General features: G+C 65.9%; 13 protein-coding genes and 1 tRNA gene. 2 read left to right on the top strand and 12 right to left on the bottom strand.

Annotation, left to right across the window (positions count from 1 at the left end):
• The 5 genes from JOD62_RS03925 to JOD62_RS03945 form a co-directional block, all read right to left on the bottom strand.
• Positions 1-939 carry a sugar ABC transporter permease gene (locus JOD62_RS03925; RefSeq protein ID WP_204938011.1) on the bottom strand — a complete coding sequence of 313 codons (939 nt, stop codon included), beginning with the start codon at positions 937-939 and terminating at the stop codon, positions 1-3.
• 1 nt (position 940) lies between these two features.
• Positions 941-2,554, bottom strand: a complete 1,614-nt coding sequence (locus JOD62_RS03930; RefSeq protein ID WP_204938012.1) for an ABC transporter permease subunit — start codon at positions 2,552-2,554, stop codon at positions 941-943.
• Between the two features lie 86 nt (positions 2,555-2,640).
• A complete protein-coding gene (locus tag JOD62_RS03935; RefSeq protein WP_204938013.1) occupies positions 2,641-3,879 on the bottom strand; it encodes a sugar ABC transporter substrate-binding protein in 1,239 nt (412 codons plus the stop codon).
• A 207-nt stretch (positions 3,880-4,086) separates the two neighbouring features.
• Positions 4,087-4,170 (bottom strand) — tRNA-Tyr (locus JOD62_RS03940).
• 109 nt (positions 4,171-4,279) lie between these two features.
• Positions 4,280-5,203: a PfkB family carbohydrate kinase gene (locus JOD62_RS03945; RefSeq protein WP_204938014.1), complete on the bottom strand. Its 924-nt coding sequence runs from the start codon at positions 5,201-5,203 to the stop codon at positions 4,280-4,282.
• A gap of 75 nt (positions 5,204-5,278) precedes the next feature.
• Here JOD62_RS03945 and JOD62_RS03950 point away from each other — a divergent pair, with 75 nt between their 5' ends.
• The gene (locus JOD62_RS03950; RefSeq protein WP_239526534.1) at positions 5,279-5,914 is read left to right on the top strand and encodes a hypothetical protein; all 636 of its coding nucleotides are present in this window, start codon (positions 5,279-5,281) and stop codon (positions 5,912-5,914) included.
• 90 nt (positions 5,915-6,004) lie between these two features.
• Here the strand turns inward: JOD62_RS03950 and rpoC are convergent, their stop codons facing one another.
• The 6 genes from rpoC to JOD62_RS03980 form a co-directional block, all read right to left on the bottom strand.
• Positions 6,005-9,880, bottom strand: coding sequence for a DNA-directed RNA polymerase subunit beta' (rpoC, locus tag JOD62_RS03955; protein WP_204938015.1), 3,876 nt, complete (start codon positions 9,878-9,880; stop codon positions 6,005-6,007).
• 66 nt (positions 9,881-9,946) lie between these two features.
• Positions 9,947-13,441 carry a DNA-directed RNA polymerase subunit beta gene (rpoB, locus tag JOD62_RS03960; RefSeq protein WP_204938017.1) on the bottom strand — a complete coding sequence of 1,165 codons (3,495 nt, stop codon included), beginning with the start codon at positions 13,439-13,441 and terminating at the stop codon, positions 9,947-9,949.
• A gap of 249 nt (positions 13,442-13,690) precedes the next feature.
• Complete coding sequence (locus tag JOD62_RS03965) at positions 13,691-15,358, bottom strand: ABC transporter ATP-binding protein (RefSeq protein WP_239526542.1); 1,668 nt, start codon at positions 15,356-15,358, stop codon at positions 13,691-13,693.
• Positions 15,359-15,381: 23 nt separating this feature from the next.
• Positions 15,382-16,332 carry an ABC transporter permease gene (locus JOD62_RS03970; RefSeq protein WP_204938018.1) on the bottom strand — a complete coding sequence of 317 codons (951 nt, stop codon included), beginning with the start codon at positions 16,330-16,332 and terminating at the stop codon, positions 15,382-15,384.
• 46 nt (positions 16,333-16,378) lie between these two features.
• Entirely contained in the window at positions 16,379-17,383 is a 1,005-nt protein-coding gene (locus JOD62_RS03975; RefSeq protein ID WP_204938019.1) for an ABC transporter permease, read from the bottom strand.
• Between the two features lie 76 nt (positions 17,384-17,459).
• The gene (locus tag JOD62_RS03980; protein WP_204938021.1) at positions 17,460-19,136 is read right to left on the bottom strand and encodes an ABC transporter substrate-binding protein; all 1,677 of its coding nucleotides are present in this window, start codon (positions 19,134-19,136) and stop codon (positions 17,460-17,462) included.
• Between the two features lie 144 nt (positions 19,137-19,280).
• On the opposite strand from JOD62_RS03980, the gene JOD62_RS03985 reads away from it, so the two are divergent.
• Positions 19,281-20,198: a sugar kinase gene (locus JOD62_RS03985; protein WP_204938023.1), complete on the top strand. Its 918-nt coding sequence runs from the start codon at positions 19,281-19,283 to the stop codon at positions 20,196-20,198.
• A 14-nt stretch (positions 20,199-20,212) separates the two neighbouring features.
• Here the strand turns inward: JOD62_RS03985 and JOD62_RS03990 are convergent, their stop codons facing one another.
• On the bottom strand, positions 20,213-21,076 hold the full coding sequence (locus JOD62_RS03990; protein ID WP_204938025.1) for a MurR/RpiR family transcriptional regulator: 864 nt from the start codon (positions 21,074-21,076) through the stop codon (positions 20,213-20,215).
• Between the last annotated feature and the right edge of the window lie 23 nt (positions 21,077-21,099).

Genomic DNA, 21,099 nt, shown 5'->3' on the forward strand with positions numbered 1-21,099 from the left:
CTACTTGACGCTTCCCGCAGTCAGCCCGCCCACGATGAACCGCTGCAGCGCGAGGAACAACCCCATCGGGATGAGCGCGGCGAGCACCGCACCGGCCGCGAACACCGACCAGTTGCGCGAGGTCTCCTGCGAGATGAACTGGTAGAGGCCGACCGCGAGGGTCTGCTTCTCGGGATCGACGAGGATGACGCTCGCGATCACGAACTCGCTCATCGTGCCGAGGAACGACAGCAGACCGACGACAGCGAGGATCGGAGCGACGAGACGCAGGATGATCGTGAAGAAGATGCGCGCGTGGCCCGCGCCATCGATCTTCGCCGCCTCGTCGATCGACGCCGGAACAGTGTTGAAGAACCCGTACATCAGGTAGGTGTTCACACCCAGGGCACCGCCGAGATAGACCATGATCAGGCCGATCTGACTGTTCAGGCCGATCGCCGGGAAGATGTCGGCGATCGCGCTCATGAGGAGGAAGATCGCGACCATCGCCAGCAGCTGCGGGAACATCTGCACCAGCAGCAGCGTCATGAGTCCGAACCGGCGCCCCGTGAACCGCATGCGTGAGAAGGCGTAGGCGGCGAGGGCCCCCAGAAGCACCGTGCCGGCTGCGGAGCTGAGTCCGATCACGAGCGTATTGGCGAACCAGGCCGCGTACGGCTGCTGCGGACGGTTGAACAGCTCGACATAACTGCCCAGGTCGACGGTGGAGAACAGCGAGTTCGCTGTGACCAGGGTGCCACCGGGGTTGAGAGACGCCGAGAGCACGTACAGCAGCGGGAAGGCAGCGAAGACCAGCATCGCGATGCCGATGATGTGGCGCCAGCCGGTTTCGCGGAACCACTTCGGGAAGGGCCGGCGCGGCAGCGGGATCGTGCCGTCCTTGCCGGTGCGGGCGACGATCGCGGCTCGGGTCGTGGGATGAACGTCGGTGTTCGTCATGTCAGTTCAGCTCCTCGAGAGCCTTGGTCCGGCGGAAGGCGATGATCGAGATCGTCGCCACCAGGATGAAGATGATGATCGAGAAGGCACTGGCCAGACCGTAGTCACGGTTGGCGCCGATGAAGGCGACCTTGTAGACCATCGAGATGAGAATGTCGGTGGCGCCGACGTTCACTCCTGCGGTGATGTCGCGCGGGCCACCCCCGGTCAGCATGTAGATCAGGTTGAAGTTGTTGAAGTTGAAGGCGAAGGACGAGATCAGCAGCGGCGCGACGGAGACGAGCAGCAGCGGCAGCTTGATGAGACGGAACGCCTGGAAGGTGCGCGCGCCGTCCATGTGGGCGGCCTCGGTCAGCTCGTCGGGGATCGACTGCAGCGCCCCGGTCGTGACGAGGAACATGTAGGGGAAGCCCAGCCAGAGGTTCACGAAGATGATGCTGAACTTCGCCAGCCACTCGTTCGTCAGCCAGGGGATCTCGGCGCCGCCGAACAGAACCGTGTTGACGAAGCCGAACTCCTGATTCAGCATTCCCGCCCACACCAGCGCCGACAGGAACCCGGGGAACGCGTACGGCAGGATCATGATGACCCGGTAGAACTTCTTGCTCTTCATCCGCGGATCGTTGAACACGATGGCGAGGAAGAGACCCAGGATGAACGTCGTCGCCACCGAGAGGATCGCGAAGACGAACGTCCAGATCGTGACCGAGATGAGCGGCTCACGAATGCTCGGTTCGGTGAAGGCGCGGATGAAGTTGTCGAAGCCGACGGTGATCTGCCACCCCGGCAGGATCTCGGTGCCGTCCGGCGCAGTGAACGCGCCCGTGCCGATGTTGGAGAAGACGACGCCGCTCTCCGTGTCGGTCATCGTGTCGGCGACCTCGTCGTACACGTAGCGCGACGTGTAGAGGTAGGCCGTGGCGCCGTCGGCGGTGCTCAGCATCCCGTCGTTGACGTCGTCACTGATCGGCACGCTGATCTGCGTGATCTCCTCGGAATTCGCGATGAGCCCGGCAAAGTCCAACGTCGTGTAGCCGGGGGCTCCGACCGCCTTGCCACCCTCGAACGTCGCATCGTCGACGTTCTCGAGGGGGCGGTCCGTGCCGCCGATGAGAGCGTCACCGTCCGGGTCAGTGACCAGGAACAGGAGTTCGCCCGGCCCCTGCAGCACCGAGACCGGATACGCGTCGGAATCCGGCACACGCTCCTGGTTCTGCAGCATGATGCCGCTGATCGCATCTTCCTTGGTGCTGTTGTGGCCGGTGCCGTAGTTCGTGAAGGCGATGTAGCCCGAGTACAGCACGACGAAGATCTGGAAGATCAGCAGGAAGATGAGTCCCGGAGTGAGGTACTTCGCGGGCAGGCCACCTTTGCGCAGGTAGATGATGTTGACGACGACCGTGCCGACCGCGATGATCGAGCCCACGACCCAGTTGCCCGCGCGGAAGAGCACGAGGCACGAGTACAGCGCCATCGCGTCGATCAGGCCGAGCGCCACGATCTTGAAGAGCACGACCTTCCAGCCGCCGCTCGCCGCTTCCGCCATGCGCGCGGCACGGGCGGAGAGCTTGTCTCTGCGGATCTCGGCGGAAGTCCGCTGGGGAGTCATCGTCATCGTCTGAGCCCTTTGTTGTGGGGATGCTACCGCTGACAGTTCCGGGGCGACACCCTGTGCGAGCGCCGCCCCGGAGACTGAGCGAATTACTTGATCGCGGCCGCGATGTCGCTGGTCATCTTCTGCCACAGCGTGACCGGGTCACCCTGTGCGTTGATGATCGCGACCTCGGTCACGCCCCAGAACTCCCAGACGGATCCCATCTGCGGGATGTTCGGCATCGGAACGGCGTCCGCGCCGACGGTGCCGAAGCCCTCGACGATCTCATCGGATGCGAGTGCTGCGTCGAACGAGGCGGTCAGTGCCGGTGCACGGCCGCCGACCTCGAAGAGCGCGGTCTGCACGTCTTCGCTACCGATGTAGTTCGTGAGGAAGTTCGTCGCCGCGACGACGTTCTTGCTCTTCGCGCTGAGGAAGAAGCCCTGCACGCCGACGAACGGCTGCGCAGGCTGACCACCAGCCGAGGGGATCGGGTCGATCGCGATGTCGAGCCCTGCGTCCTGTGCGGCCGGGACGTTCCACGGGCCAGTGAGGAAGAAGGGCGACTTGCCCGCGACGAAGCTCTCACGAGCGAGGTCACCCGAGATGTTCGTGTTCAGGATGCCCGCGGCGCCCTGTGCGGCCAGCCATCCGGCGAATGCGTCGCCACCGGCATTGCCGATCTGCAGGTCGGCGGCGTTGTAGGTGCCGTCGGCGTTGGTGCCGAAGACCGGAGCTCCGAACGACGTCTGGAACGGGTACAGGTGGTACGGGTCGCCCTGCTCGGGGTCGAGCCCGACGAGGAACTTGTACTCGGTTCCTGCCGCCGTGCCCGCAGCGATCATGTCGTCGTAGGTCGCGGGTGCCTCCGGCGCCAGCGCGGTGTTCCGCATGAGCGCGATGTTCTCGATCGAGTACGGCACGCCGTAGGTCTTGCCCTCGTACGACATCGCGTCGATGGCGACCTTCTGGAAGTCACCCGCTGCGTCGCCGAGCTCGACCGGGGCGACCACTCCGTTGGTCACGAGCGTGCCGAGCCAGTCGTGCGCTCCGACCGCGATGTCCGGGCCCTTGCCGGTGGGGACCTGCGAGATGAACTGGTCGCGGATCTCACCGAAGTCCTTCTGAACGAGGGTGACCTTCACTCCCGTCTCATCCTGGAACGCCTTCGCGGCGTCCTTGAGCACGGTCGCGCGGTCGGCGTCGACCCAGACCGTGAGCGATCCGCCGTCGGCGGGGGCCGTGGAACCGGCGTCGCCGCCACCGCCGGCGCAGCCGGTGAGGATCAGGGCGCTTGTGGCGATCAGGGCGCTGATGCCGAGAACGCCCTTCTTGTTCACCTTCATTGGTGTACCTCTCTGTCGTGGTCCCGCGGAGTCTGGGATCGGCTCGCGCGTGGTCGTCGCTGTCCCGAGGGGATTGTGCAAGCGCTTACATTTATACCCGCGAGAAGGGCATGACGCAATGACCGATACCATCCCGTGATAGTTCGGCGGCAGCACAGGGCGAGAACGACGAAGGGCCCTGCTTACGCAGGGCCCTTCGTGTACTACTGGTGGCAAGTGAGGGATTCGAACCCCCGAAGCTTACGCGGCTGATTTACAGTCAGCTCCCTTTGGCCGCTCGGGCAACTTGCCAGTGCACGCCCGTCCCACTTTTCCAGCAGACCGGGGGCGCGAAGATCAATACTACCTGTCGAACGCGAGCGCGTGAAATCGCCCGATCAGCGACTAAATTCGCCAGGATCTAGGTCGCGCTGCGATCCATCGGCGACGCGAGCAGTGACTCCGGCGTGCGCAGCAGCCCGCCTTCCCCGCGGCACGTCGCCGCGGCGACCTCCATGATGCGCTCGAGGAGAGACCCCGCCGCTCCCTCCGTCTCGGGGACTCCGCCCACGAGCCCCGCAACGAGCGCGGCCAGCGTGGCATCACCGGCACCCACCGTGTCGACGATCGCCCCAGGCAGCGTCGCGATGGGTCGGCTGACCTCCCAGCCCGGCGCCCGCAACGCGGCACCCGCCGCGCCCGCAGTCATCAGGATGATCTCTGCGCCGTTGTCGCGCAGGCGCTCCCCCAGCGCCGGCAGGTCGCCGTCGGCGAGAATCTCCGCGTCATCCGACCCGATCTTGATCGCACGCGCGCCCGCGGCCACGCGCAGGAAACCTTCGGCGAGATCCGCACGATCGCGCATCATCCCGGTTCGAGGATTCGGATCGACGATCAGGGGTCGATCTCCCACTGCGTCCAGAAGCGCGTCGACCTCTGCGCCGTTGTCGAAGGGAAAGCAGCTCACAACGACGGCGTCGGCCTGTGCAAGCGCTTCCTTTTCTGCGTCGGAATAGCGGATGCTGCGACCTTGCGCAGCCTCATTGAACCGGTAGCTCGGCTCACCGTCCGCCCCACGTGTGACGATCGCCCGCGACGAGCCGAGCGGAGCCTCACTGGCCAGCAGTTGCACCCCGTGATCGTGCAGATAGGTGCGGATGTGGTCACCCGCCGCATCCGCTCCGACCATCGCGATGAGGGTTGCGGGAATCCCCAACCGTGTGAGCCCGACTGCCACGTTCAACGCAGCACCGCCGACGAGTTCACGCACGCCACCGGCATCCCGAATCTCATCGATCAGGGCATCCCCGATCACGACCACCCGCGACGGCACCGGCTCCGGCATCTTTGCTCCTCTGCACGATCGACTGCACGGCGCCGCATCCTGGCCACGCCCACTCTCGTCGACTAGCGTATGCCCATGAGCGCACCGACCAGCCCCCCGTCACGCCCGACACCTCTCCGCCACGGAATGATGCTGCTGGCCGCGCTCGGCCTCGCCTGCGGTCTCGCCGCGTGCGCGCCTCTCGGAAGCCCTTCAGGCTCCGAAGCGTCCTCCAGCAGCCCTGCGGATCCTTCGCCCAGCACCAGCGCTCCCACGACCGCGAAACCCAGCCCCTCACCAACGGCGACGACAAAGGCCGTGAAGATGCCCACGGACTGCCGAGAGATCCTCTCCGAGGAGGTGCTGACGCAACTCGGAGAGACCCCGCTGAACCCCGAGAACTTCGGGCCCACCGGCGCGCAGCCCGACGGCTCCCTCATCTGTCTCTGGCGAGATCCCCGGGCCGACACGACCTACCTCATGACCACGATCTCGGAGATGAACCGCGGCCCCGCACTCGATCTCCTGAACGGACTCGCCGCGAAGGAGGGCTTCACGTGCTTCACGCCCGACAACGGAACACGCTGCGAGAAGGAGTGGGCGAACGGCACCTACCCCGTCACCGACGGGCGCACCCTGTTCTGGCGTGACGACGTGCTCATCGATACCAAGTACTCCAACCTCGCCCCCAGCGGCTATACCTCGAGCATCGTCGCGCACCTGTTCGAGTAGGCGACAGCGGCTCGACAGCGGCATCCGCGAACGCGAAAGGCCCCCAGGTTCCGAAGAACCTGGGGGCCTTTTCAGTGACCTAGATCACGCTCAGTTGTAAGTGCCGGGCGTGATGTCGTCGGTCGAGAACGCGTCGAAGTCGACGTAACCGAAGTCACTGTCGGCGTATGCACCGTCGGATGCGAAGATCCGGTTCGGGTAACGCTCGCTCTTAGCCTCTTCCGTGGCCTCGACCGTGATGTCGCGGTAGCGACGCAGACCGGTGCCGGCGGGGATGAGCTTACCGATGATGACGTTCTCCTTGAGACCGATCAGCGGGTCGCTCTTGCCCTCCATGGCGGCCTGCGTGAGCACGCGGGTCGTCTCCTGGAAGGAGGCGGCCGACAGCCACGACTCGGTCGCCAGCGACGCCTTGGTGATACCCATGAGCTCGGGACGACCCGATGCCGGGCGCTTGCCCGCAGCAACCGTCTCGCGGTTGATGTCCTGGTAGCGACGAGCGTCGATCATCTCACCCGGCAGCAGGGTCGTGTCGGCGTGGTCGACGACGGTGACCTTGCGGAGCATCTGGCGGACGATGACCTCGATGTGCTTGTCGTGAATCGGCACACCCTGCGAGCGGTACACGCCCTGGACGCCGTTCACGAGGTAGCGCTGCACCTCGCGGGCACCCATGACACGCATGACCTCCTTGGGGTCGAGCGTGCCGACCTGCAGGGGCTGGCCGACCGTGACATGCTGGCCGTCTTCGACGAGCAGCGTGGCACGCTTCAGCACCGGGTAGACGACGGGCTCGTCGCCGTTGTCGGGCGTCAGGATGACCTTCTTGGCCTTGTCGGTCTCGTCGATCGTGATGCGGCCATCGGCCTCGGCGATCGGCGATGCACCCTTGGGGGTACGTGCCTCGAAGAGCTCCTGCACACGGGGAAGACCCTGCGTGATGTCATCGGCCGACGCGGAACCACCGGTGTGGAACGTACGCATCGTCAGCTGCGTACCGGGCTCACCGATCGACTGTGCCGCGATGATGCCGACGGCCTCACCGATGTCGACCGTCTTGCCCGTGGCGAGCGAACGGCCGTAGCACTGAGCGCAGACACCGACGGCGGACTCACACGTGAGAACCGAGCGGACCTTGATGTTCTCGACACCCAGGCCGACCAGCTTGTCGATGAGCACGTCACCCACATCGTCACCGGCGGAAGCGAGAACCTCGCCTGCCTCGTTGACGACATCGGATGCCAGCGTACGAGCGAACACCGAGTTCTCGACGTTCGGGTCGCGCACGAGCTCGCCCTGCGAGTTCGGAGCGGCGATCGGGAGCTCGAGGCCCTTCGACGTGCCACAGTCGTCCTCGCGGATGATGACGTCCTGCGAGACATCCACCAGACGACGGGTCAGGTAACCCGAGTCGGCGGTACGCAGAGCGGTGTCAGCGAGACCCTTACGGGTACCGTGCGTCGCGATGAAGTACTCGGCGACCGACAGACCCTCGCGGTACGAGGAGATGATCGGACGCGGGATGATCTCACCCTTGGGGTTGTTCACCAGGCCTCGCATACCCGCGATGTTGCGGATCTGCAGCCAGTTACCACGAGCACCCGAGGTCACCATGCGGTTGATGGTGTTGTCCTCCGGGAAGTGCGCCTTCATCGCGGCCTGGACCTCGTCGGTTGCCTCAGTCCAGATCTTGATGAGTTCCTGACGACGCTCCGTGTCGGTCGTGAGACCCTTCTCGTACTGCGACTGGACCTTGGCGGCCTGCTTCTCGTAGCCCGCAACGATCTCCGCCTTGTTCGGCGGGGTCAGGATGTCGCTCAGCGCCACGGTGACACCCGAACGGGTGGCCCAGTAGAAGCCGGCGTCCTTGATGCGGTCCAGCGTCGCCGCCGTCTCGACCTTGGGGTACTCCTCGGCGAGCTTGTTGACGATCTGCGACAGCTTGCCCTTGTCGGCCTGCTCGCGAACGAACGGGTAGCCCTTGGGGAGCGTGTCGTTGAACAGCGCCTGGCCGAGCGATGCGTCGACGAGACCGTGACGCTCGTAACCCTCGGGAGCTTCGCCCTCGAGGAACGTCAGACCCGGGATGCGGATGCGGACCTTGGCCTGCAGGTCGAGGGTTCCCTCATCCTTGGCCAGCGTCGCCTCGGCGACCGAACCGAACGCGCGACCCTCACCGAGGGCGCCCTCCTTGACCGTGGTCAGGTGGTGCAGACCGATGATCATGTCCTGCGAGGGCAGGGTCACCGGGCGGCCGTCCGACGGCTTCAGGATGTTGTTCGATGCGAGCATCAGCACGCGGGCCTCAGCCTGCGCCTCGACCGACAGCGGCAGGTGCACAGCCATCTGGTCACCATCGAAGTCGGCGTTGAACGCGGCACACACGAGGGGGTGCAGCTGGATCGCCTTGCCCTCGACGAGCTGCGGCTCGAACGCCTGGATGCCCAGACGGTGCAGCGTAGGTGCACGGTTGAGCAGCACGGGGCGCTCGCGGATGATCTCTTCGAGAACGTCCCACACCTCGGCGCGGGTGCGCTCGACGGCGCGCTTCGCAGCCTTGATGTTCTGCGAGTGACCGAGGTCGATCAGGCGCTTGATGACGAACGGCTTGAAGAGCTCCAGCGCCATCTGCTTGGGCAGACCACACTGGTGCAGCTTCAGCTGCGGGCCGACGACGATGACCGAACGGCCCGAGTAGTCGACGCGCTTGCCGAGCAGGTTCTGACGGAAACGACCCTGCTTACCCTTCAGCATGTCGCTGAGGGACTTCAGAGCACGGTTGCCGGTACCGGTGACGGGGCGACCACGGCGGCCGTTGTCGAACAGTGCGTCGACGGCCTCCTGCAGCATCCGCTTCTCGTTGTTGACGATGATCTCGGGGGCACCGAGGTCGATCAGACGACGCAGACGGTTGTTGCGGTTGATCACGCGACGGTACAGGTCGTTCAGGTCGGAGGTCGCGAAGCGGCCACCGTCGAGCTGAACCATCGGGCGCAGCTCCGGCGGGATGACCGGCACGACATCCAGGACCATCGACGCCGGGCTCATGCCGGTCTCGAGGAACGAGTTCACGACCTTGAGGCGCTTGATCGCACGGATCTTGCGCTGGCCCTTGCCCTCGGAGATCTGCAGGTGCAGGCTCTCCGACTCGGCCTTCAGGTCGAACGATGCCAGACGGCGCTGGATCGACTCGGCACCCATGTAGGCCTCGAAGTACTGACCGAAGCGGTCCTGCAGCTCGTGGAAGACGTCATCCTCGGGGCGCAGCGCGCCCACCTCGAGCGTGCGGAAGTCTTCCCACACGCGCTCGAGCTTGGCGATCGCCTCGTCGGCACCCTTGCGGATGAGCGACATCTCCTTCTCGGCGGCGTCCTTGACCTTCTTCTTCGCGTCAGCCTTTGCGCCCTCTTCCTCCAGAGCAGCAAGCTCCTCTTCGAGGCGGTTCAGACGGTCAGCGATCTTCGAGTCGCGGCGGTCGCCCAGCGTCTTGAGCTCAAGACGGATGTTGTTCTCCTGGGTCGCGAGGTCGCGGTGACGCGCATCCTCGTCGACCGAGATGACCATGTACGCAGCGAAGTAGATGACCTTCTCGAGGTCCTTCGGCGCCATGTCCAGCAGGTAGCCCAGGCGCGACGGGACGCCCTTGAAGTACCAGATGTGGGTGACGGGAGCGGCGAGCTCGATGTGGCCCATGCGCTCACGACGGACGGAGCTCTTGGTGACCTCCACGCCGCATCGCTCACAGACGATGCCCTTGAAGCGGACGCGCTTGTACTTGCCACATGCGCACTCCCAGTCACGGCTCGGTCCGAAGATCTGCTCTCCGAAGAGACCGTCCTTCTCGGGCTTGAGCGTGCGGTAGTTGATGGTTTCAGGCTTCTTGACCTCGCCGAAGGACCAACGACGGATGTCGTCGGCGGTGGCCAGACCGATGCGAAGCTGATCGAACGTTGTTGCGTCGAGCACTAGTTCTCCTGTGTCTCAAATAAAGCTTGTGATGAGCAGGTCAGGGACCTGTCGATCGGTTCTGGCTTAGATCTCGTCGATCGAGGCGGACTCGAAGCGGCTGGAGATGTTGATGCCCAGCTCTTCTGCAGCCCGGAAGGCCTCGTCGTCGGTGTCACGGAGGTTGACCGCCGTGCCGTCTGCCGAGAGGACCTCGACGTTCAGGCAGAGCGACTGCATTTCCTTCATGAGCACCTTGAACGACTCGGGGATGCCGGGCTCCTGGATGTTCTCGCCCTTGACGATCGCCTCGTAGACCTTGACGCGGCCGAGGATGTCGTCGGACTTGATCGTGAGGAGCTCCTGCAGCGCGTACGCGGCACCGTAGGCCTCGAGGGCCCACACTTCCATCTCACCGAAGCGCTGGCCACCGAACTGCGCCTTACCACCGAGCGGCTGCTGGGTGATCATCGAGTAGGGGCCCGTCGAACGTGCGTGGATCTTGTCGTCGACCAGGTGGTGGAGCTTCAGGATGTACATGTAGCCCACCGAGACGGGTGCCGGGTACGGCTCGCCCGAACGACCGTCGAAGAGGGTCGTCTTGCCGGACGAGTCGATCAGGCGAACGCCGTCACGCGTCGGCAGCGTCGAGTCGAGAAGACCGGAGATCTCCGCCTCGGACGCGCCATCGAACACAGGCGTCGCAACCTTCGTGCCGGGAGCGACGTCGAAAGCCTCCTGCGGCAGCTGCGCTGCCCACTCCGGAGTGCCCTCGATCTTCCAGCCCTGCTTGGCGATCCACCCGAGGTGGGTCTCCAGCACCTGGCCGAAGTTCATTCGACCCGGGATGCCGAGCGGGTTGAGCAGGATGTCGACCGGCGTGCCGTCCTCGAGGAAGGGCATGTCCTCGATCGGGAGGATCTTCGCGATGACACCCTTGTTGCCGTGACGGCCGGCGAGCTTGTCACCCTCGGTGATCTTGCGCTTCTGGGCGATGAAGACCACGACGCGGCGGTTGACGCCCGAGCCGAGCTCGTCGTCGCCGTCCTCGGCGTTGAACTCCTTGACCGCGATGACCGTGCCCTGCTCACCGTGAGGAACCTTCAGCGAGGTGTCGCGCACCTCGCGGCTCTTCTCGTTGAAGATGGCGCGGAGCAGGCGCTCCTCGGCCGAGAGCTCGGTCTCGCCCTTCGGCGTGACCTTGCCGACGAGGATGTCGCCGGGGCGAACCTCAGCACCGATGCGGATGATGCCGCGCTCGTCGAGGTCCTTCAGCAGCTCCGGGCTGACGTTGGGGAGGTCACGGGTGATCTCCTCCTTGCCGAGCTTGGTGTCGCGCGCGTCGACCTCGTACTCCTCGATGTGGATCGACGAAAGGGTGTCGTCCTTCACGAGGTCCTGGCTGAGGATGATCGCGTCCTCGAAGTTGTGGCCTTCCCACGTCATGAACGCGACGAGGAGGTTCTTTCCGAGTGCGAGCTCGCCGTTCTCGGTCGCGGGGCCATCGGCGATGACCTCGTTGACCTCGACGCGCTCACCGGCGGTCACGACGACGCGCTGGTTGTAGGAGGTGCCGTGGTTCGAGCGGTCGAACTTGCGCAGGTAGTACTCCTGCGTTCCACCCTCGTCGAGCATGACAACGACGCGGTCTGCGGAGACCTCGCTGACCACACCGGCCTTCTCTGCGGTGATCACGTCACCGGCGTCGATGGCGGCGTAGCCCTCCATACCGGTGCCGACGAGCGGCGACTCGGAACGGAGCAGCGGAACAGCCTGACGCTGCATGTTAGCGCCCATGAGCGCGCGCTGTGCGTCATCGTGCTCGAGGAACGGCACGAGCGAGGTCGCGACCGACACCATCTGGCGCGGCGAGACGTCCATGTAGCCGATCTCGGTGGGCTCGAACAGGTCGACCTCGCCACCCTTCTGACGGGCGAGAACGCGGTCTTCGCGGAACTTGCCGTCAGCCAGCAGCGGAGCGTTGGCCTGGGCGACGATGAAGTCGTCCTCTTCGCTCGCGGTGAGGTAGTCGATCTGGTCGGTCACGACACCGTCGACGACCTTGCGGTACGGCGTCTCGATGAAACCGAAGGAGTTGATGCGGGCGAAGGTCGCGAGCGAGCCGATCAGACCGATGTTCGGGCCTTCAGGAGTCTCGATCGGGCACATGCGGCCGTAGTGCGACGGGTGAACGTCACGAACCTCGACACCTGCGCGGTCACGCGACAGACCACCCGGGCCGAGGGCCGACAGACGACGCTTGTGCGTCAGACCCGCGAGCGGGTTGTTCTGGTCCATGAACTGCGACAGCTGCGAGGTTCCGAAGAACTCCTTGATCGCGGCGACGACAGGGCGCACGTTGATCAGGGTCTGCGGCGTGATCGCCTCGATGTCCTGCGTGGTCATGCGCTCGCGGACGACGCGCTCCATGCGCGAGAGACCCGTGCGGACCTGGTTCTGGATGAGCTCGCCGACGGCGCGGATACGACGGTTGCCGAAGTTGTCGATGTCGTCGGTCGCGAGACGGATCTCGGCCTTCTTGCCCGCACGGATGCCCGTGAAGGTCTCGACGTTGGCGTGCAGACGCACCAGGTACTTGATCGTGGCGACGATGTCGTCGACCGTGAGCACCGACTCGGTGAGAGCGGCGTCGAGACCGAGCTTCTGGTTGATCTTGTAACGACCGACCTTGGCGAGGTCGTAGCGCTTCGGGTTGAAGTAGAAGTTGTCGAGGAGCGCACGTGCGGCCTCGGCAGCGACCTGCTCGCCCGGACGGAGCTTGCGGTAGATGTCGCGGAGCGCATCTTCCTTCGTGACGATGGTGTCCTTGGCCAGGGTCTCCTCGATGGAGGGGAAGCCGGCGAACTCGGCGAGGATCTGCTCGCTCGTGAGGCCGAGGGCCTTGAGGAAGACGGTGACGGACTGCTTGCGCTTGCGGTCGATGCGCACGCCGACCTGGTCGCGCTTGTCGATCTCGAACTCGAGCCATGCACCGCGGCTGGGGATGACGCGTGCCGAGACGATGTCCTTGTCACTGGTCTTGTCGGGCGTCTTGTCGAAGTAGACACCCGGCGAGCGCACGAGCTGCGAGACGACGACACGCTCGGTGCCGTTGATGATGAACGTGCCCTTTGCGGTCTGCAGCGGGAAGTCGCCCATGAAGACGGTCTGCGTCTTGATCTCACCCGTGAGGTGGTTCATGAACTCGGCCTCGACGTAGAGCGGGGCCGCGTACGTCTTGCCGCGCTCCTTGCACTCGTCGATCGAGTACTTCTCGGGCTCGAGGTAGGGGTTCGTGAACGAGAGCTGCATGGTCTCGCCCAGGTCTTCGATCGGGGAGATCTCTTCGAAGATCTCTTCCAGACCGCTGACCGTCGCGACGTCCTTGCGGCCGGCCTTCTTGGCCTCGGCGACGCGCGCCTTCCAGGCCTCGTTGCCGACGAGCCAGTCGAACGACTCTGTCTGCAGTGCAAGCAGGTCGGGGACCGTCAGCGTGTCGGAGATCTTGGCGAACGAGAGGCGGGATGCGCCGCGTCCGTTCTTGTTGGTGGTGGGAGTGGATGCGTTGCGAGCAGCAGCCAAGGGAATAACCTCCGTGAGCCCCGCGGGGCTTCTCGATTCCTCTGTCGTCAGGTGGTTTTGCGCTCGATCTTTTTCCCGTGTCTGCGGGCACGCGCCGCTGGTGAGCGGGGCGCGCAGACAGTGCCGACCACCATATGAGGGCAGGGAGAATCGAGCGCAACTACCAACTATACGGCCAATTTCACGACATGTCCAGCGTGATTCTTGACCTTCTTCCCAACGTGGGGTATGTGCGCGTGGCAGAGCGCGTCAGGACGCGATCCCGAGCTCGTTCCCCGGGATGGATGCCAGAAGTCGACGCGTGTACGGATCACGGGGATTCGTGAAGATCTCCTCGCTCGACGCCGCCTCCACGAGCGCCCCGTCCTTCATGACGCAGACGTAGTCGCTGATCAGCCGCACGACGGCGAGGTCGTGCGAGATGAACAGGTAGCTGAGCCCGTACTCGCGCTGCAGATCGCCGAGCAGCCGCAGGATCTGGTCCTGCACGAGCACGTCGAGTGCGGACACGGGCTCATCGCAGACGATGAGCTCCGGCGAGAGCGCGAGCGCGCGGGCGATCGCGACACGCTGACGCTGACCTCCCGAGAGCTCTGACGGGTAGCGGCGCAGCATCGACTGCGGCAGCGCCACATCGTCGAGCAGCTGCCGCACACGCGCGCGACGCTCCGTGGTGCTCCCGCGCTTGTAGAAGTCGAGAGGTTCTGCGATCAGGCGCTCGATCGTGAACATCGGGTTGAGGCTCGCGTACGGGTCCTGGAAGATCGGCTGCACCTTCTGTCGGAACTCCCGCGTCTGGGCACGGTCCATGCGAGCGATGTCGGTGCCCTCATAGGTGATGGTGCCCGACGTCGGCTCGATGAGCTTCAGCAGCATCCGCGCTGTCGTGGTCTTGCCCGACCCCGACTCCCCCACGATCGCCACGGTCTCCCCTCGCGGAATCGCGAGCGACACGTCCTTGACGGCGACGAAGTCCTCCCCGCGTCCGCGCACCGGGTACACCTTGGTGAGGTTGGCCATCTCGACGATGTGGTCGGGTCGCGTGGGTGCATCCGCGGATGCCTCCTCCTGCCGCTCCTTCGCGATGAAGGCATCAGGCTGCAGACGCGCCACCGCGACGGAGGGCGCCGCCGCGACGAGCGCCTGCGTGTACGGGTGCTGCGGGTTCTCGAGGATCTGACGCGCCGGCCCCTGCTCGACGACCCGTCCGCGGTGCATGACGATCACGCGCTCCGCGCGTTCTGCAGCGAGCCCCAGGTCGTGCGTGATGAGGAGCACGGCCGTGCCGAGCTCGCGCGTCATCTGACCCAGCTGGTCCAGGATCGTCTGCTGCACCGTGACGTCGAGTGCACTCGTTGGCTCATCCGCGATGAGGAGGCGCGGCTTGCAGGCGAGACCGATCGCGATGAGCGCCCGCTGGCGCATGCCGCCGGAGAACTCGTGCGGGTACTGCTTCGCACGCTGCGCCGGATCGGGCAGCCCTGCGGCCTGCAGCGCCTCGACGACCTTCGCGTCCACGTCGCGCCTGTTCGCGAGCCCATGGGCCAGAAGCGTCTCGGCGACCTGCGTGCCGATCTTGGCGACGGGGTTCAGATTCGACATCGGATCCTGCGGCACGAGGCCGATGGAGCGCCCGCGGACCATCCGCATCTCGCTCTCGCTCGCGTGCGCGATCTCTCGTCCGTCGAGGCGGATGCTTCCTGCCGCGACACGTCCGCCGGAGGCGAGGAGCCCGATGATCGCCATCGCGGTCGTCGACTTGCCCGAACCGGACTCGCCGACGATCGCGACGGTCTCCCCTGCGGAGATCTCCAGGTCGACGCCCTCGACGGCGTGCACGACGCCGTCCATGGTCATGAAGTCGACGGCGAGGCCCTGCACGGAGAGGAGCGGGGCGGATGCCTCGGTGAATGTCATGCTCTCGTTTTCTCTCGACATGGTCATCGTGCCCTCGTCCGCGGATCCATCGCCTCGCGCAGCGCCTCACCGAACAGGGTGAAGCCGAGCGCGGTGACCGCGATGCAGATACCCGGGAAGAACGCCAGCCAGGGGGCGATCGCCAGCTCGTTCTGGGCGTAGGTCAGCATCCGCCCCCATTCAGCGGTCTCAGGGCGTCCGCCGCCGAGACCGAGGAAGGAGAGCGCTGCGGCGTCGATCACGGCCGTCGCGAGCGTCAGCGTGCCCTGCACGATGACCGGTCCGATCGCGTTCGGCAGCACGTGGGTCATCGTGATCGTGCCCCGACCGAGACCCAGCGTCTGCGCCGACAGCACGTAGTCCGCGGAGCGCTGCTGCAGCATCGACGCCCGCAGCAGGCGCGCGAAGATCGGCACCTGCGAGGCACCGATGGCGATCATGACGGCGAACGGCGTCTGGCCGAGAATCGCGGCGATCGAGACGGCGAGCAGCAGGTTCGGCACCGAGAGGATGATGTCGACGACGCGCATGATGACGGTGTCGACCCACCCGCCGAAGGTTCCGGCGATGAGGCCGAGGAGCATTCCGCCCGCGAGGCCGAGCGCCGTGGAGACCACACCGACCATCAGGGACGCCTGCGCACCCCAGATCAGCTTGGAGAGCACATCACCGCCGAAGCGGTCCAGCCCCAGCGGGAACTCGGGCAGCTCGCCCGGTCCGGGAATGTGGGTCGGTGTGATGAACTTCGCCCCCGGCAGCGCGGTCTCCGGGTAGGGAGCAAGTACCGGCGCGAGCGCCGCGATCAGCAGGAACAGCAGCACGATGGCCGCGCCGATCCACGCCGTCGGATTGTGGCGCAGACGTCGGAACACATCACGCCAGAAGCCGCCGGGGCCGTCTTTCAGATCGGCCTGAGCGATGGCGACCGTGTCGATCATGCCTCCGCCCTGGGCCGGGGGAAGTGCGACGCTCATGACGTCTCCTCCTCTCGTGCGGGCAGTCGATGCGCTGTGGTTCGCATCACTGCACCCGCACTCTCGGGTCGATCAGGCTGTACGACACATCCACGGCGAGGTTGATGAGTGCATAGGCGATCGCGATGAAGATGATGAATCCCTGCAGCACCGGGAAGTCGCGGGTGAAGATCGCGCGGGCCAGGAAGGAGCCGATACCCGGGAAGGCGAACACGGTCTCGGTGAGGACCGCCCCCGAGATCAGCAGACCGGTCTGCAGACCGATCGTCGTGATGACCGGCAGCATGGCATTGCGCAGGATGAATCGGTTGCGGAGCGTCGGGCGCGCCACGCCCTTCGCGCGCCCGGTGCGCACGTAGTCGGCGTTCTGCACCTCCAGCACACTGGCCCGGGTGATGCGCACGATGATCGCGAGCGGAATCGTGCCGAGCGCGAGCGCGGGCAGGATGAGATGGAGGAACGCGTCCCAGGCGGCGTCGAACTCGCCGGTGATGATGCCGTCCCAGACATAGAAGCCGGTGGGATGGGTCGCATCTATTCGCGGGTTCTGGCGGCCGTCCGACGGGAGCCATCCGAGCTGCACCGCGAAGACGTACTTCAGGATGAACGCCAGGAAGAACACCGGGATCGTGATGCCGACGAGGCTGAACACGACCGAGGCGTGGTCGCTGAACTTGCCGTGGCGGCGCGCCGCCCAGTAGCCCAGCGGAACGCCGACGCCGACGGCGAAGATGAGGGCCGCCACCGAGAGCTCGATCGTCGCAGGGAAGCGGCGGAAGAACTCCTCCAGCACCGGCCGATTGGTCTGGATGGACGTTCCGAAGTCGCCCTGCAGGAGGCGTCCGACCCAGATGAAGTACTGCTCGATGAGCGGCTTGTTGAAGCCGTAGAGCTCGTTGATGCGAGCGACAGCTTCGGGAGTGGCCTTCTCGCCGAGAAGGGCGACAGCGGGTCCGCCGGGAAGGGCACGGACCCAGGCGAAGAGCAGGATGCTCAGGCCGAAGAGAGTAGGGATGAGGAACAGCAGTCTCCTGCCGATGGTGCGCAGCACAGGATCTCCGTCGATCAGGTGCGGGTCGCCCCGCGCTCACGTCATGAGCGCGGGGCGACGCCGAACTCGGTCAGAACTACTCGGTCAGGACGATCTCAGAGAAGACCTCGTCATTGACCGGGCTGGCCGGGTAGCTCTTCACGCGGGGCGCGAACGCCAGCGTGGGAGCGGGGTGTGCGAGCGGAACACCGGGGATGAACTTCGCGACATCCTCGTTGATCTCCTGGTACAGCGCGCTCTGCTCCTCGAGGTTCGCGATGCCGCGCGCCTCGGCGAGCTTGCCGAACAGCTCGGGGTTGTCGAAGCCCCACTCCGAGCTCTGCTGTCCGAAGAAGACGCCGACGAAGTTGTCGGTGTCGTTGTAGTCGCCGGTCCACCCGAGCAGGTGGATGCCGTGGTCCGGGGTGCCGGTCGTGCGGTCGAGGTACTCGCCCCACTCCTCGGACACCGGGTTCGTCTTCACACCGGCCGCCGCAAGCTGCGTCGACAGGACCGTGAAGATCTGCTCGGGGTCCGGCATGTACGGACGTGAGACGTTGACCGGGTAGTTGAAGGTGAGCGTCAGAGGGTTGGCCTCGGTGTAGCCGGCCTCGGCGAGCAGCGACTTGGCCTTCTCGACGTCGAAGTCATACGTCGTGACGTTCTCGTTGTAGCCGTTGACGACCGGCGGCATGAACTCGATCGCCTTCTGCGTGCCCTCCGGCAGCACCTGGCTGATCAGCGCGTCCTTGTCGACCGCGTAGGAGAGCGCTTCACGCACCTTCGGGTCCTGCAGCTCCGGCACCGCCTGGTTGAAGGCGAGGTACAGGATCGTGAACGGCGGGCGCGAGACCATCGTGAAGCCCTTGTCTTCCAGAGCCTTGGTGTCGGCGGGGCCGACGAGGTCGTAGCCGTCGATGGCTCCGGACTCGAGCGCCTGGCGACGCGCGGTCGGGTCATCGATCGTGCGGAAGATGATCTCGTCGATCTGGCCCGTGTCGCCCCAGTAGTCGCCGAACGCGTTCAGGGTGACCTGCTCGCCCGGCGCCCACTCGCTGAACTGGAAGGGACCGGTGCCCACGGGGTGGCCCATCGCATACTCGGACATCTGCGGCGCCTCGGCCGAACCGCCCACGGCATCCGCGTCGAACTCCTGCAGAGCCGTCGGGCTCTGCATCGAGAACGCCGGCAGCGACAGCGCCGGGATGAAACCGGCGAACGGCTTGTTGAGCTCGATCGTCACCGAGAGCTCGCCGTCCGGCGTGCAGGACTTGTAGACAGCATCCGCTGCATTGCTCGCAAACCCCTGGAAGAGCTTGTAGTAGTAGTACCCGAACGCCTCAGAGGCGGCGAGGCCCGTCCAGTTGAACCAGCGGTCGAAGTTGAAGCACACGGCCTCCGCGTTGAAGTCGGAGCCATCGTGGAACTTCACGCCCTCTTTCAGGGCGAACGTGTGAGACATGCCGTCCTCGGACGACTCCCAACTCTCCGCGAGCAGCGGCGCCGGGTCTGCCGTGCCGGGCTCCGTGCCGACCAGTCCCTCGAAGATCTGCCGCGAGACGCGGAAGCTCTCGCCGTCCTGGGCGAACGCGGGGTCGAGGCTGACGGGGTCGGAGGAGGCCGCGAATACGAATGTCCCGTCGACGCCACCCTCCCCCTCTTCGGCCGATCCGCCGCCACGTTCACTGGCGACGCATCCGGACAGCACGAGGGCGGCGATTGCGGCACCCGTCACTGCTGTGAGGCCCCGGCGATTCATGCGCGTGTGGTGCATGCTGTGAGTCCTTCCCTGATCCTGCGCATCTTTGCGCGATCGGAGCGCAACGTTGCGCTTCACACGGTGAGTGTTGTTCGACCGTATCTGCGTCGACGCAATTCTGAAACCCCCGACGTGTCTCGATCCGGTATCGTCACGAACGTGCCCGAACACACTCCGCTCGTCGCCTGCTTCGGCGAAGGCCTCATCGCGCTCGTTCCCACATCGACCGGACCACTCGAAGACGTGCGCACTTTCGAGCGCTCTCTCGCGGGCGCCGAATGGAACGTGGCGATCGCCCTCGCATCCGCGCACACGCCCTCCGCGGTGATCTCCCGACTGGGTGACGACGGCTTCGGACGCTTCCTGCTGTCCGCGCTCGACGAGCACGGCGTCGACACCTCCGCGATCGAGATCGATCCGACCGCGCCGACGGGCCTGTACGTGAAGGAGCTCGGCCCCGCGACGCAGGGCGTGCTGGCCAGCTCCATGCACTACTACCGCGCGATGTCCGCTGCCACACGGATCACCCCCGCTCTGCTGGAGACCCCGGCGGTGCAGCGCGTCCTTGCGAAGGCGCGCCTCGTGCACACGACCGGCATCACCCCCGCGATCTCGGACGGCGCCCGTGCTGCGCAGGATGCGCTGTTCGCCGAGCGCGGTGACCGCCTCATCAGCTTCGACCTCAACTGGCGTCCGATGCTCTGGGAGGGCCGCGAGGACGAGGCGCGCGAAGTGCTCGGCGGCTACATGGCCCGCGCCGACATCGTGCAGTGCAGCTCTTCGGATGCGGCGGCTCTCTTCGGCACGAGTGACGCGGCCGCGCTGCGCGCCGCCTTCCCCGCGCCCCGCTACCTCGTCGTGACCCGCGAAGACGGCTCAGTCGCCTTCGACGGCGCGGAGCGCGTGGATGCTCCCGCCCTCGACGCGACCGTCGTGGAGACGATCGGCGCCGGTGACGCCTTCGCCGCAGGATTCCTCGCGGGAGTCCTCGCGGGGCTCTCCCTCGCCGGCTGCGTGGCACGCGCGCACCGACTGGCGACGCGAGTGCTCGGCACCACGCGCGACCACGTCGACTGAGCGGCGCGCGGCTCTCAGCTGCGCTTCGGCGCCACCGCGTCGCGAGTGAGCCTGAGCGGCTCTGCCGAGGCACCGCCACGCATCTGCACGACGCGCACGAACAGCACGTCGAGCAGGGCCAACTGCGCAATGCGACTGGACATGGCGGCGATCCGCAGCGGCGACTCACGCGCACGCGTGTAGAGCACGACATCCGCGAGGCGTGTGATCGACGACTCCGGCGCATTCGTCAAAGCCACCGTGGTGGCACCCGTCGCGCGCGCGATCTCCAGACCCCGCAGCGTCTCGGAGGTCTCGCCGCTGTGTGAGATTCCGATCGCCACCGCGCCGGGGCTCAGCAGCGCGGCCGAGGCGAAGGCGACATGCGGGTCGGACGACTGCCCGGCGGAGCATCCGATTCGTGCGAGCTTGAAGCGGAAGTCCTGCGCGGTCAACGCCGAAGCACCCTGCCCGAAAAGCTCGGTGTGCCGGGCGGCGGCGACAGCGGATGCGACGCGGTCGATGCCCGCGAAGTCGACCGCGAGTGCGGTCTGTTCGATCGCGCTGACCTCCTGCGCAGCGATCTTCGCGACCACCGCCTCCGCGCTGTCCTCGAGATCGATCACGGCGTCATCGAAGCCGAAGCGCTCTTGCTGCGCCTGTGCGCGCGTCACCGCACGGGCGCACTCGACCCGCAGTTCGCGATAGCCCGAGTACCCGAGACTCTGCGCGAAGCGCGCGACCGTGGACAGCGATGTGCGGCACACGCGCGCGAGGTCGGTGATCGCGAGGTCCACGACGAGCGTCGGGTCTCCGAGGATCACCTCGGCGACACGCGCCTCCGCCGCGCTCAGCCGGGGAAGTGACGCGCGCACGAGGGCGAGGGCGTCACCGTCCACGGCGAGCTCCCCCGCCCCCGACA

This window comes from Microbacterium keratanolyticum (genome assembly GCF_016907255.1).
GTDB lineage: Bacteria > Actinomycetota > Actinomycetes > Actinomycetales > Microbacteriaceae > Microbacterium > Microbacterium keratanolyticum.